This is a genomic window from Massilia sp. WG5 (genome assembly GCF_001412595.2).
GTDB lineage: Bacteria > Pseudomonadota > Gammaproteobacteria > Burkholderiales > Burkholderiaceae_D > Telluria.
The window spans coordinates 4,166,173-4,179,160 of the sequence record NZ_CP012640.2; the positions used below are offsets into that span (position 1 = coordinate 4,166,173).

Annotated in this window: 13 protein-coding genes, 2 tRNA genes and 1 rRNA gene; 6 read left to right on the forward strand and 10 right to left on the reverse strand. The window is 63.3% G+C overall.

The window, feature by feature from the left end; all coding sequences use genetic code 11:
* The 8 genes from AM586_RS18570 to rpe all read right to left on the reverse strand — a co-directional run bounded on the left by AM586_RS18570 (position 1) and on the right by rpe (position 6,654).
* Positions 1–441 carry a TonB C-terminal domain-containing protein gene (locus AM586_RS18570; protein WP_052234468.1) on the reverse strand — a complete coding sequence of 147 codons (441 nt, stop codon included), beginning with the start codon at positions 439–441 and terminating at the stop codon, positions 1–3.
* Positions 442–516: 75 nt separating this feature from the next.
* Positions 517–1,317 (reverse strand): indole-3-glycerol phosphate synthase TrpC, encoded by an 801-nt coding sequence (gene trpC / locus AM586_RS18575; protein WP_047826596.1) that lies wholly within the window; start codon positions 1,315–1,317, stop codon positions 517–519.
* Between the two features lie 10 nt (positions 1,318–1,327).
* A complete protein-coding gene (locus tag AM586_RS18580; RefSeq protein WP_047826597.1) occupies positions 1,328–1,969 on the reverse strand; it encodes a LysE family translocator in 642 nt (213 codons plus the stop codon).
* 1 nt (position 1,970) lies between these two features.
* Positions 1,971–3,005 carry an anthranilate phosphoribosyltransferase gene (gene trpD, locus AM586_RS18585; protein WP_047826598.1) on the reverse strand — a complete coding sequence of 345 codons (1,035 nt, stop codon included), beginning with the start codon at positions 3,003–3,005 and terminating at the stop codon, positions 1,971–1,973.
* Between the two features lie 2 nt (positions 3,006–3,007).
* Complete coding sequence (locus tag AM586_RS18590) at positions 3,008–3,571, reverse strand: aminodeoxychorismate/anthranilate synthase component II (protein WP_047826599.1); 564 nt, start codon at positions 3,569–3,571, stop codon at positions 3,008–3,010.
* Between the two features lies 1 nt (position 3,572).
* Positions 3,573–5,075: an anthranilate synthase component I gene (gene trpE / locus AM586_RS18595; RefSeq protein WP_047826600.1), complete on the reverse strand. Its 1,503-nt coding sequence runs from the start codon at positions 5,073–5,075 to the stop codon at positions 3,573–3,575.
* Positions 5,076–5,281: 206 nt separating this feature from the next.
* Entirely contained in the window at positions 5,282–5,980 is a 699-nt protein-coding gene (locus tag AM586_RS18600; RefSeq protein ID WP_047826601.1) for a phosphoglycolate phosphatase, read from the reverse strand.
* Positions 5,980–6,654, reverse strand: a complete 675-nt coding sequence (gene rpe, locus AM586_RS18605) for a ribulose-phosphate 3-epimerase (protein WP_047826602.1) — start codon at positions 6,652–6,654, stop codon at positions 5,980–5,982. The genes AM586_RS18600 and rpe overlap by 1 nt, the downstream gene beginning before the upstream one ends.
* 97 nt (positions 6,655–6,751) lie before the next feature.
* Here rpe and apaG point away from each other — a divergent pair, with 97 nt between their 5' ends.
* On the forward strand, positions 6,752–7,126 hold the full coding sequence (gene apaG / locus AM586_RS18610; protein WP_047826603.1) for a Co2+/Mg2+ efflux protein ApaG: 375 nt from the start codon (positions 6,752–6,754) through the stop codon (positions 7,124–7,126).
* A 24-nt stretch (positions 7,127–7,150) separates the two neighbouring features.
* Here the strand turns inward: apaG and AM586_RS28260 are convergent, their stop codons facing one another.
* A complete protein-coding gene (locus AM586_RS28260) occupies positions 7,151–7,306 on the reverse strand; it encodes a hypothetical protein (protein WP_162600505.1) in 156 nt (51 codons plus the stop codon).
* Between AM586_RS28260 and AM586_RS18615 the strand changes: the two genes are divergently transcribed.
* Positions 7,251–8,522 (forward strand): murein transglycosylase A, encoded by a 1,272-nt coding sequence (locus AM586_RS18615; protein WP_047826604.1) that lies wholly within the window; start codon positions 7,251–7,253, stop codon positions 8,520–8,522. The genes AM586_RS28260 and AM586_RS18615 overlap by 56 nt on opposite strands.
* A 12-nt stretch (positions 8,523–8,534) precedes the next feature.
* Here the strand turns inward: AM586_RS18615 and AM586_RS18620 are convergent, their stop codons facing one another.
* A complete protein-coding gene (locus tag AM586_RS18620; RefSeq protein ID WP_047826605.1) occupies positions 8,535–9,797 on the reverse strand; it encodes an MFS transporter in 1,263 nt (420 codons plus the stop codon).
* Positions 9,798–9,891: 94 nt separating this feature from the next.
* Between AM586_RS18620 and AM586_RS18625 the strand changes: the two genes are divergently transcribed.
* The 4 genes from AM586_RS18625 to AM586_RS18640 all read left to right on the forward strand — a co-directional run bounded on the left by AM586_RS18625 (position 9,892) and on the right by AM586_RS18640 (position 12,926).
* Complete coding sequence (locus tag AM586_RS18625) at positions 9,892–10,668, forward strand: enoyl-CoA hydratase (RefSeq protein WP_047826606.1); 777 nt, start codon at positions 9,892–9,894, stop codon at positions 10,666–10,668.
* A 476-nt stretch (positions 10,669–11,144) separates the two neighbouring features.
* Positions 11,145–12,677, forward strand: a 16S ribosomal RNA gene (locus AM586_RS18630).
* A gap of 81 nt (positions 12,678–12,758) precedes the next feature.
* Positions 12,759–12,835, forward strand: a tRNA-Ile gene (locus AM586_RS18635).
* 15 nt (positions 12,836–12,850) lie between these two features.
* Positions 12,851–12,926: transfer RNA gene (locus AM586_RS18640), tRNA-Ala, on the forward strand.
* The last annotated feature ends 62 nt before the right edge of the window (positions 12,927–12,988 follow it).

Below are 12,988 nucleotides of genomic sequence, written 5' to 3' on the forward strand. Positions count from 1 at the left end.
TCAGTCGGGAGTCTGCGGCCCGGCCAGGCTGCGCAGCTGGTAGCGCTTGCTGTCCGCGAACAGGAAGGTTTCCGAGAATTTCAGTTTGCCGCCTGCCTTTGCCAGCTGCAGCGGTGGCGGCAGCGGCGTGCTGCGCCGCATCGAGTCGAGCGCGATCCGCGACGCGTCCGGATCGCGTGAGCGCTGTACTGCCACATCCTCCAGCTGGCCGTTGCGGTCCACCGTGATCTCGAGGACCACGATGGCCGGCAGCATTGGCGGCAGCTTGCCGTTGTAGTTCCGTTCGGGATTGTGCTGCACCACGTGTTGGGCGACCTGGGTCTTGTAGTCGTCGAGGCCGGCGGGAGCGGGCTTCGATGCGGGGGCGGGGGAGAAGGGATGCGCGATCTTTTCGGCGACCCGTTCTATGGAAGAGCCGACGGTACCTGCCACCGTCGTCACGCTCGAGCATCCGCTCAAGCCTGCCAGAACGATTAACGTGGGAACCAGGCTCGTGCGGATGATCGTTTTCATGATCTAGTCAAATAAACGTTGCAGTTCCGTGCCAGGATCGGGCGCGCGCATGAAGGCCTCGCCCACCAGGAAGGCATGCACGTTGGCGTCGCGCATGCGCTTGACGTCGGCCGGCGCCAGGATACCGGACTCGGTGACCACCAGGCGCTCCGCCGGAATGTTCGGCAGCAGGCCGATGGTGGTGTCGAGCGTGACCTCGAAGCTGCGCAGGTTGCGGTTGTTGATGCCCAGCAGCCTCGTCTTGAGGCGCAGCGCAGCGTTCAACTCGTCGCCGTCATGTACTTCGACCAGCACATCCATGCCGAGTTCCTGGGCACAGGCTTCCAGTTCCGCCATCAGGCCGTGGTCCAGGGCCGAGACGATCAAGAGGATCGCATCGGCGCCCATCGCGCGCGCCTCGTACACCTGGTACAGGTCGACCATGAAATCCTTGCGGATCACCGGCAGCTCGCAGGCGGCGCGCGCCTGTTTCAGGTAGTCGGCGGCGCCCTGGAAGAACTGTGCGTCGGTCAGCACCGACAGGCAGGAGGCGCCGCCCCTGGCATAACTTTCGGCGATGGCGGCCGGCTGGAAGTCGGGACGCAGCACGCCCTTCGACGGCGAGGCTTTTTTCACTTCGGCGATCACGCCGGCGCGTCCCGCGTCGATGCTGCGGCGCAGGCTGGACTCGAAGCCGCGCAGATTGCTGCGCAGTTCGCTGTCGCCTTCGACTTCGCGGCGCAGGCTGTACAGGTCGCGGTGCTTTTTGGCGGCGGCGACTTCGTCGGCTTTCACCGCCAGGATCTTGTTCAGGATGTCGGACATGATGGGACTTTCAGGATTGCTTCGACAGCGCCAGTTTGACGCCGAGCCAGACGAACAGGCTGCCGGTGGCGCGACTGAGCCACAGCGACACCGCTGGCGCGAGCTTGATGCGCGCACTCGCGCGGGCCGTGAACAGGGCCAGCGCGTTACACCACAGCATGCCGTTGAGATTGAAAATGCAGCCGAGGACGATGAAGGCCAGGGCCTTGTGCGGCGCATCGGCATGGATGAATTGCGGCACGAAAGCCAGGAAGAACAGCGCCACCTTCGGGTTCAGCACATTCGTGAGGAAGCCCTGGGCGAAGATTTTCCGGTAGGGCAGGCGCGGCAGCATAGGTGCTGCTTTCACCGCTGTTTCTTCATGCTTTTTAGCGCGCAGCAGGCCGACCGCCATCCACAAGATGTAAGCCGCGCCGAGCAGCTTGACCGCCGTGAAGGCGGTGCTTGATGCCGCCAGCACCGCGGACAGGCCCAGCGCAGCGGCCAGGATGTGCACGCAGGTGCCGGCGCCGATACCGATTGCAGCGGCGCTGCCGGCGCGCCAGCCCTGGGTGGCGCTGCGGGTCATGATCAGCAGCGAATCGGGGCCGGGCAGGATGTTGAGCAGCAGCCCCGACAGCACGAACACCGGCAGGTCGTGGATGCCCAGCATCTCAGTTCGCCGCGCCCAGCTGGCGCGTGACGCTCACGAACTGGTCGAGCTTGGCCAGCGCAGCGCCCGAGGCGATGGCGGCGCGCGCCTTCTGCAGGCCTTCCTCGATCGAGGCGGCAACGCCCGCCGCATACAGTGCGGTGCCGGCGTTCAGCGCCACGATGTCGTGCGCCGGACCGGGCTCGCCGCGCAGCGCTTCCAGCACGCGCAGCTTCGACTCGGCGGCGTCGGCCACCTTCAGGTTGCGACTGGCGATCATCTGCAGGCCGAAGTCTTCCGGGTGGATCTCGTATTCGCGGATCTCGCCATTGACCAGTTCACCGACCATGGTGCCGGCGCCCAGCGAGACCTCGTCCATGTTGTCGCGGCCCCAGACCACCACCGCGTGTTCGGCGCCGAGGCGCTGCAGCACGCGCACCTGGATGCCGACCAGGTCGGGGTGGAACACGCCCATCAGGATGTTCGGCGCGCCGGCCGGGTTGGTCAGCGGGCCGAGGATGTTGAAGATGCTGCGCACGCCGAGTTCGCGGCGCACCGGCGCCACGTTCTTCATCGCCGCATGGTGGTTCGGCGCGAACATGAAGCCGATGCCGGTCTGGGCGATCGACTGGGCGATCTGCTCGGGCTTCAGGTCGATCTCGGCCCCCAGCGATTCGATCAGGTCGGCGCTGCCGCTCGACGAGGACACGCTGCGCCCGCCGTGCTTGGCCACGCGCGCGCCCGCGGCGGCGGCCACGAACATGGACGCCGTCGAGATATTGAAGGTGTGCGCGCCGTCGCCGCCGGTGCCGACGATGTCGAGCAGATTGGTGGTGTCGGCCATCGGCACCTTGGTCGAGAACTCGCGCATGACCTGGGCCGCGGCGGTGATCTCGCCGATGGTTTCCTTCTTCACGCGCAGGCCGACGGTAATCGCCGCGACCATGGTCGGGGAAATCTCGCCCGACATGATCTGCCGGAACAGGTGCAGCATCTCGTCGTGGAAGATTTCGCGGTGTTCGATACAGCGCAGGAGCGCTTCTTGCGGGGTGATCATGTTCAGCGCTCCAGGAAGTTCTTCAGCATCGCGTGGCCGTGTTCGGACAGGATCGACTCGGGGTGGAACTGCACGCCCTCGATGTCGAATTCCTTGTGGCGCACGCCCATGATTTCGCCGTCGTCGGTCCATGCCGTCACTTCCAGGCAGGCCGGCAGCGAGGCGCGTTCGATCGCCAGCGAGTGGTAGCGGATCACGGTGAAGGGGCTCGGCAGGCCCTTGAACACGCCTTCGCCGGTGTGGGCGATCTTCGAGGTCTTGCCGTGCATGACCTGCTTGGCTCGGATGATCTTGCCCCCAAAAGCTTCGCCGATCGCCTGGTGACCCAGGCACACGCCGAGGATCGGCTTCCTGCCCTTGAATGTCTTGAGGACCTCGACCGACACGCCGGCATCCTTCGGGCTCTTGGGGCCCGGCGAGATGCAGATGCGGTCCGGGTTCATGTCGGCGATCTGTTCCAGCGAGATCTCGTCGTTGCGCACGGTGCGCACATCCTCGCCCAGCTCACCGAAGTACTGCACGATGTTGTAGGTGAACGAGTCGTAGTTGTCGATCATGAGCAGCATGTCAGATCTCCCCATCCAGTCCGTCTTGCACTTGCTCGGCCGCGCGCAGCACGGCGCGCGCCTTGTTTTCCGTTTCCAGCCATTCCATCTCGGGGATGGAATCGGCCACGATGCCTGCCGCCGCCTGCACGTACAGGTTGCCGTCCTTGATCACGCCGGTGCGGATCGCGATCGCCACGTCCATCTCGCCGCCGAAGGACAGGTAGCCGCAGGCGCCGCCGTAGATGCCGCGCTTCACGGGCTCGAGTTCGTCGATGACTTCCATCGCCCGCACCTTCGGCGCGCCGGTCAGGGTGCCGGCCGGGAAGGTGGCGCGCAGCACGTCCAGGTTCGACATGCCTTCCTTCAGCTCGCCCTCGACGTTCGAGACGATGTGCTGCACGTGCGAGTATTTTTCGATGACCATCTGGTCGGTGACCTTCACCGTGCCGGTCTTGGCGATGCGGCCGATGTCGTTGCGCGCCAGGTCGATCAGCATCACGTGCTCGGCGACCTCCTTCGGGTCGTTCAGCAGCTCGTGGGCCAGTTCGGCGTCGCGTTCCGGCGTCGAGCCGCGCGGGCGGGTTCCGGCGATCGGGCGCAGCGTGACCTTGCGGCCGCCTTCGGGATTCTGTTCGTTGCGGACCAGGATCTCCGGCGAGGAGCCGACGATCTGCATGTCGCCGAAGTTGTAGTAGTACATGTACGGCGACGGGTTCAGCGAACGCAGCGCGCGGTACAGCGACAGCGGCGAATCCACGTAGGGCTTGCGGATGCGCTGGCCGATCTGCACCTGCATCAGGTCGCCAGCCATCACGTATTCCTTGGCCACCGCCACCGCCTTCAGGTATTCCTCCTTGCCGAAGTCGCGCACCGCTTCGGTACGGACCGAGGACGACGTCACCGGCGCGTCGACGCTCCGGCGCAGCATCACGCGCAGGTCCTTCAGGCGCTGCTTCGCCCGCGCATAGGCTTCCGGCTGGGACGGGTCGGCGTAGACGATCAGGTAGAGCTTGCCCGACAGGTTGTCGATCACGGCCAGCTCTTCGGTCTGCATCAGCTGGATGTCCGGCAGGCCCAGCTCGTCCTTCGGCGCCTTGCCGGCCAGTTTCTTCTCGATGTGGCGCACGGTGTCGTAGCCGAAGTAGCCGGCCAGGCCGCCGCAGAAGCGCGGCATTCCCGGACGCAGCGCGACCTTGAAGCGCTGCTGGTACTGCTCGATGAACTCCAGCGGATTGCCCTGGTGGGTTTCGACGATCTCGCCGTTCTTCTCGACGGTGATGCCGTTGCCGTCCTGCGTCGCGCGCAGGATGGTCCTGGCCGGCAGGCCGATGAAGGAATAGCGCCCGAAGCGCTCGCCGCCGACCACCGACTCCAGCAGGAAGGTGTTCCTGCCGGCGTCCTGGCTCTGCGCCAGTTTCAGGTACAGCGTGAGCGGGGTTTCGAGATCGGCGAATGCTTCCGCGATCAGGGGGATACGGTTATAGCCTTGCGTGGCGAGCGATTTGAATTCGAGTTCGGTCATGCTTTTCTCCGGGCCGGCCGAGGGGAGGGAGGTCGGACGGCGTTTTCTTCAAAAAACCTGCCGGCGTTTCTGCACGCAGGAGCGTGCGCCGGCAGCAATCAATCGGGTTTAGTCAGCCCAGGATTGCCAGCGTCGCCACAGCCAGGCCTCAAGGGCGCCGGTTTGGTTGACGGTGTGTTTTTTGGTGAAAAACATGTATAGATAAGTTAGTTTGACGTGCTGTTGTGAACAGATATCAGCTTCGCTGCATCGAGCAGCGAATCAACTATACCATCGGAATTAATACTTTGCACAGGCATTCCGTGGTTATAACCATATGGAACTGTCAGCACAAAGCAACCGGCGGCCCGCGCCGCCTCGGCGTCGTTGCTCGAATCGCCGATCGCCACCACGCTTGCCGGCGCCAGGTCGAAGTCGCGGCAGACCTGCTGCAGCGGCAGCGGATCCGGCTTTTTCCTCGGCAGCGAATCGCCGCCGTAGACCAGCTCGAACCACGGCGCCAGGCCCTTCTTCTCCAGCAGGGGCAGCGTAAAGGAGATCGGCTTGTTGGTGACGCAGGCCAGGCGCAGGCCCAGTTCCTTCAGCGCGCGCAGGCCTTCGATCACGTCGGGGAACAGGGTGGCGCGCTCGCCGTTGATGGCCAGGTAGTGCCGCTGGTAGGCGGCCATGGCCTGCTCGAACACGGCGTCGATGCGGGCGGCGTCCATATCCAGGGCCAGCACGTCGCGGATCAGCTTTTCCGAGCCCTTGCCGACCATCGGTTCGATGGTGGCCTGGTCGATCGGGGCGAGGCCGAAGTCCGCGCGCATGCCGTTCAGCGCCAGTTCGAAATCCGGCACCGTATGCAGCATGGTGCCGTCGAGGTCGATGATGGCGGCCTGGATTGCCGCAGCGCCCGCCCGCATTATTGCGCCTCGACGCCGGCCAGTTCGGCGCGCATGGCGTCGATCACGGCCTTGTAGTCAGGCTTGCCGAAGATGGCGGAACCGGCCACGAAGGTGTCGGCGCCGGCGGCAGCCACCGCGGCGATGTTGTCGGCCTTGATGCCGCCGTCGACCTCCAGCATGATGTCGCGGCCCGATTCGTCGATCAGGCGGCGCGCCTGGGCGACCTTCTTCAGCGCTTCCGGAATGAAGGACTGACCGCCGAAGCCCGGGTTGACCGACATGATCAGGATGATGTCGATCTTGTCCATCACATGGTCGAGGTAGTGCAGGGGCGTGCCCGGGTTGAACACCAGGCCGGCCTTGCAGCCGTTATCGCGGATCAGCTGCAGCGTGCGGTCGATGTGCTCGGACGCTTCCGGGTGGAAGGTGATGATGTCGGCGCCGGCTTTCGCGAAGTCGGGGATGAGGCGGTCGACCGGCTTGACCATCAGGTGGACGTCGATCGGCACCTGTACGTGCGGACGGATGGCCTGGCACACCATCGGGCCGATGGTCAGGTTCGGGACATAGTGGTTGTCCATCACGTCGAAGTGGATGATGTCGGCGCCGGCGGCGACGACATTGCGTACTTCCTCGCCCAGGCGGGCAAAGTCGGCGGACAGGATGCTGGGAGCGATGCGGTAGGTGGTCATGGCGGTCTGCAAGTCTGCAATTCTAAAAGAGCGCTATTGTACGACGCCGCGCTTTTCGCCAGCGTTGTATGATGGCGTCTTAGAAAAAAGGAAAGCCATGGCCGTTTACGATTTCGCGATCAATGTCAGGACGCAATACCTGCCCGAGCAGTCCAAACCCGAGCGGACATTGCACGTGTTTACCTACACGATCACGATCAAGAATACCGGCGACGTGCCGGCCCAGCTGATCTCGCGCCACTGGGTGATCACCGATGCCAGCGGCAAGACGCAGGAAGTGCGCGGCCTGGGCGTGGTTGGCCACCAGCCGCTGCTCAAGCCCGGCGAGGAATTCGAATACACCAGCGGCACCCAGCTGGAAACGGCCCAGGGCTCGATGATGGGCGAATACTTCTTCGTGGCCGAGGATGGCCACCGCTTCGAAGTGACGATCCCCGAATTCGTGCTGTCGCTGCCGCGCGCCCTGCACTGAACGGGCCCTCGGCGCGTGCGCTGATTACTTGCGCCCGGAGAACATCGTCCACCAGACGATGAAGATCAGCAGGAACAGCGCCGCTCCCGCTTCCAATACCAGTATCCACATCACACTGCCCCTTATGTTTTCGACACGTCGAAGTGTACCCGCCCGCAGCCTTGCCGGGTTGGTTTCCATCGCCGCCTTCCTGGCCGCCTGCACCACGGCGCCGCCTCAGCCGGCGCCCCAGCCGAAACCGCAGCCGAAACCGCAGCCGAAACCGCAGCCCCAGCCGCCGGTAAAAATGCCGCCGCCGGCCGCACCCGCGCCGTCGGCGCCTTCGCAGCTGCCGCCCGCTCCGCTGTTCACGCCGGTCAGCTTCGACCTGCTGCCGGGCTGGCAGCAGGACGACCTGCGCCAGGCCTGGCCGGCCTATCTGGCCTCCTGCCGGGCACTGGCGAGAAAGCCGGACTGGAAGACGCCCTGCGCCACCGCGAAGCTGGTTGACGCCGGCGACGGCGCGGCAATCCGCCAGTATTTCGAAACGTATTTCGTGCCCAACCTGGTGCGTGCTGCCGACGGCGCCGACAGCGGCCTGATTACCGGCTACTACGAACCGATGCTGCACGGTTCGCGCACGCGCGGCGGCGACTACCAGACCCCGCTGTACAAGGTGCCGGACGATCTCGTCACCGTCGACCTGGCCAGCGTCTATCCGAACCTGAAGGGCATGCGCCTGCGCGGTCGCCTGGTCGGCAAGACCGTGGTCCCCTACGGCAGCCGCGCCGAGATCGAACGTGCGCGCCTGCCCGGCAAGGAGCTGGTCTGGGTGAACGACCCGGTCGAAGCCTTCTTCCTCGAGGTGCAGGGGTCGGGCCGGGTGCAGCTCGACGATTCCGGCGATACGGTGCGCATCGCCTACGCCGACCAGAACGGCCATCCCTACAAGGCGATCGGGCGCTGGCTGGTCGAGCAGGGAGAGCTGACGGCCGGCGAGGCCTCGGCCCAGGGCATCAAGGCCTGGATCGCCGCCCATCCGGAGCGCCGCCAGGAACTCTTCAATGTCAATCCGAGCTATATCTTCTTCCGCGAGGAGCGCCTGCCGGATCCGAGCGTCGGTCCGAAGGGCGCGCTGGGCGTGCCGCTCACGCCGAGCCGTTCGGTGGCGATCGACCCATCCTTCCTGCCGCTGGGCGCGCCGATCTTCCTGTCGACCACCGAGCCGTCCAGCGACGTACCGGTGCAGCGCCTGGTGATGGGGCAGGACACCGGCGGCGCTATCCGCGGCGCCGTGCGCGCCGACTTCTTCTTCGGCTTTGGCGGCCAGGCGGCCGAGAATGCCGGGCGCATGAAGCAGCGCGGCCAGCTCTGGGTACTGTTGCCCAGGCCGGTCACGGTACAGGCGTCGCGCTGAAGGAGCGGCCTGCTAGGCCCGGATGCGGTGCAGACGGGTGCCGAACAAGGTGCCCGCCGTCAGCAGCAGGGCGCCGCCCGCCACCACTGTCAGTCCGCCGCGCACGCCGATCCGTTCCGCCAGCAATCCGGCCCCGGCCGCGCCCAGCGGCGCCACGGCCACCGTCAGGAAGCGCATCGTCGAGGTCATCCGGCCCAGCAGGGCGTCCGGCGTGACGCGCTGGCGCAGGGCGAGGTAGGGCAGGAAGAACAGGGTGGCGCCGCAGTCCAGCCAGAACACCACCACCGCGTAGGCGGCCGCGCTGGCGATGCTGCTGCCGAACAGCTCGCGCGGGATGGCCGGCATCAGCACGAAGCCGATGCTCGACGCGCACAGCCCGATCGCGACCGTGCCGCCGGAACCGAAACGGCGGCTCAAGGGCTTGAGCAGCACCGAGCTGGCCAGCACGCCGGCCCCGCCCAGCATCTGGGCCGAACCCATCATCCCCGGCGACATCCCGAGTACGCGGGTAGCGAACAGCACATACAGCGCCGTATAGCCGTAGAACAGCAGGTGCCAGCAGGCCGAGGTCCAGGCCAGCAGGCGCAGTACCGGCTGGCGCCACACGAAGGCCAGGCCGGCCAGCATGTCGCGCAAGACGTGCGACTCCGGCGGCGTCGGCTGCGGCTCGCGCGCGCGGATGCGGCGCAGGTTCCAGATCGACACCGAGAAGCCCGCCACATTGCAGAGGATGGCGAAGGGCGCGCCCAGCGCCTGCACGAGCATGCCCGCCAGGCCGGGGCCGAGCAGGCGCGAGGCCGATTCCGTCGCCGCGAACTTCGATTGCGCATCGATCAGACCAGCGCGGCCGACCAGAAAGGTCACGAAGATCTGCTCGGCGCCGCCGCCCACCACATAGCCGGTGCCGAGCACGAACTCGACCGCGTACAGCCAGTGGATCGTCAGCCAGCCGTGCCACCAGGCGATCGGCACACTCGCAAGACTGAGCGCCACCATCGCATCGCTGCACAGCATGACGGGCAGGCGCCGGCTGCGGTCGAGCAGGACCCCGACCGGCAGCCCGAACAGGAGGAAGGGCAGGGAGCCGACCGCCGCCAGCGTCCCCATCTGGGCCGGGCTCGCATGCAGCAGCAGGGCCGCGCAGATGGGCAGGGCCAGCAGCGTGATCTGGGCGCCGAAGTTGCTCAGGATGCTGCTGAACCAGAAGCGGCGGAAATCGGGATTGCGCAGCTGGACATCGCTGGATAGTTTGCGTAGGAAGGTGATCGGGGGCACAGCGCAATGATAGCAAAGCATCCTTGCCTTTTTTGCCACCGCTGGCGCTACAATCGCGGTTTATCTTCTCATTTTCTTATTTTTAGGGTGCCCCATGGAATATTCTGATCTGCTGATCGAGAATCACGGCAAGGTAGTCGTGATCCGCCTGAACCGTCCGAAGGCGATGAATGCCCTGAACGACAATATGATGAACGAGTTGGGCGACGCGCTGTACAAATTCGACGCCGACCCGGCCGTCAACGTCATCATCCTGACCGGCAGCGAGAAGGTGTTCGCCGCAGGCGCCGACATCGCCGCCATGGCGAACTACACCTATGCCGATACCTATCCCGGCAACTACATCGGGCGCAACTGGGAACACATCCTGAATGTGCGCAAGCCGGTGATCGGCGTCGTCGCCGGCTATGCGCTGGGCGGCGGCTGCGAGCTGGCGATGATGTGCGACTTCCTGATCGCGGCGGACAGCGCCAAATTCGGCCAGCCGGAAATCAAGGTCGGCGTGACCCCGGGTGCGGGCGGTACGCAGCGCCTGCCGCGCGCGATCGGCAAGTCGAAGGCGATGGACATGCTGCTGACCTGCCGCATGATCGATGCGGCCGAAGCCGAGCGTACCGGTCTGGTATCGCGCGTGGTCCCGGCCGACAAGGTAATGGAAGAGGCGCTGGCGGTGGCGAATACCATCGCCGCGATGCCGGTATCGGTCGCCATGCAGATCAAGGATTCGGTCAACCGCGCTTTCGAAACCACGCTGACCGAAGGTGTGCGCTATGAGCGACGTTTCTTCCATGCGGGCTTCGGCACGCCGGCGCAGAAAGAGGGCATGGCGGCCTTCCTGGAAAAGCGCAAGCCGAATTTCGACGGTCTGTAATCGAGGCTGCCTGACGGAGCCTTTGCCCGGGCTGGCGCAGCCAGCCCGGGCTTTTGACTGCCTGTTGTGCCGGCGCCGCAAATTCTGGATCGCGCCCCTTGCGGGCCTTCGCTCCGATTTGCTATAGTTCGGTCCCTGCTTCTGCAGCGCACCAAAAAGCTTCAACATCGAGTGCACACTGCGGAAAAGGATGAGTTGACGGATTAAACGAAACACTGCATAATCTCGCTTCTCTGCTGCTGACGAACACAACGATTCGCAAACGCAGCAAGGCAGTACCGAACACAGTTCTTTAACAATCAACAGTCGATAAGTGTGGGCGTTTGATGAAGTGCCAGCAGCCGCGTCAGTGGTTGCTGAATGCTTAAATTATCAAATGTTCACACAAAAGAAATACGTTGCTCAGCAATGAGTAACGGTCAGTATTTTGAGTGAGCGACACGTTGTCTGCGAAAGCGGATGACAAAACAGAGATTAAACTGAAGAGTTTGATCCTGGCTCAGATTGAACGCTGGCGGCATGCTTTACACATGCAAGTCGAACGGCAGCGCGGGGCAACCTGGCGGCGAGTGGCGAACGGGTGAGTAATACATCGGAACGTACCCAGAAGTGGGGGATAACGTAGCGAAAGTTACGCTAATACCGCATACGTTCTACGGAAGAAAGTGGGGGATCTTCGGACCTCATGCTTTTGGAGCGGCCGATGTCTGATTAGCTAGTTGGTGAGGTAAAGGCTCACCAAGGCGACGATCAGTAGCTGGTCTGAGAGGACGACCAGCCACACTGGGACTGAGACACGGCCCAGACTCCTACGGGAGGCAGCAGTGGGGAATTTTGGACAATGGGCGCAAGCCTGATCCAGCAATGCCGCGTGAGTGAAGAAGGCCTTCGGGTTGTAAAGCTCTTTTGTCAGGGAAGAAACGGTTGAGGCTAATATCCTCGGCTAATGACGGTACCTGAAGAATAAGCACCGGCTAACTACGTGCCAGCAGCCGCGGTAATACGTAGGGTGCAAGCGTTAATCGGAATTACTGGGCGTAAAGCGTGCGCAGGCGGTTTTGTAAGTCTGACGTGAAATCCCCGGGCTCAACCTGGGAATTGCGTTGGAGACTGCAAGGCTGGAGTCTGGCAGAGGGGGGTAGAATTCCACGTGTAGCAGTGAAATGCGTAGAGATGTGGAGGAACACCGATGGCGAAGGCAGCCCCCTGGGTCAAGACTGACGCTCATGCACGAAAGCGTGGGGAGCAAACAGGATTAGATACCCTGGTAGTCCACGCCCTAAACGATGTCTACTAGTTGTCGGGTCTTAATTGACTTGGTAACGCAGCTAACGCGTGAAGTAGACCGCCTGGGGAGTACGGTCGCAAGATTAAAACTCAAAGGAATTGACGGGGACCCGCACAAGCGGTGGATGATGTGGATTAATTCGATGCAACGCGAAAAACCTTACCTACCCTTGACATGTCAGGAATCCTCGAGAGATCGAGGAGTGCCCGAAAGGGAGCCTGAACACAGGTGCTGCATGGCTGTCGTCAGCTCGTGTCGTGAGATGTTGGGTTAAGTCCCGCAACGAGCGCAACCCTTGTCATTAGTTGCTACATTCAGTTGAGCACTCTAATGAGACTGCCGGTGACAAACCGGAGGAAGGTGGGGATGACGTCAAGTCCTCATGGCCCTTATGGGTAGGGCTTCACACGTCATACAATGGTACATACAGAGGGCCGCCAACCCGCGAGGGGGAGCTAATCCCAGAAAGTGTATCGTAGTCCGGATCGCAGTCTGCAACTCGACTGCGTGAAGTTGGAATCGCTAGTAATCGCGGATCAGCATGTCGCGGTGAATACGTTCCCGGGTCTTGTACACACCGCCCGTCACACCATGGGAGCGGGTTTTACCAGAAGTAGGTAGCTTAACCGCAAGGAGGGCGCTTACCACGGTAGGATTCGTGACTGGGGTGAAGTCGTAACAAGGTAGCCGTATCGGAAGGTGCGGCTGGATCACCTCCTTTCTAGAGTGGCACTGGAGCGAAAGCTCAGCATCAAGCGCCTACGCTTATCGACTGTTCAAAAGTTAAACGAGAAGAGTTTTCGGGGCTGTAGCTCAGCTGGTTAGAGCACCGTGTTGATAACGCGGGGGTCGTTGGTTCGAGTCCAACCAGCCCTACCACGTTAGATGTATGTCGGGGGATTAGCTCAGCTGGGAGAGCACCTGCTTTGCAAGCAGGGGGTCGTCGGTTCGATCCCGTCATCCTCCACCAAACTCTCTGTGTACTGCATTTATGTAAGAGCTGACTCTTAGATAAGTGTAGTTCTCGTTCTT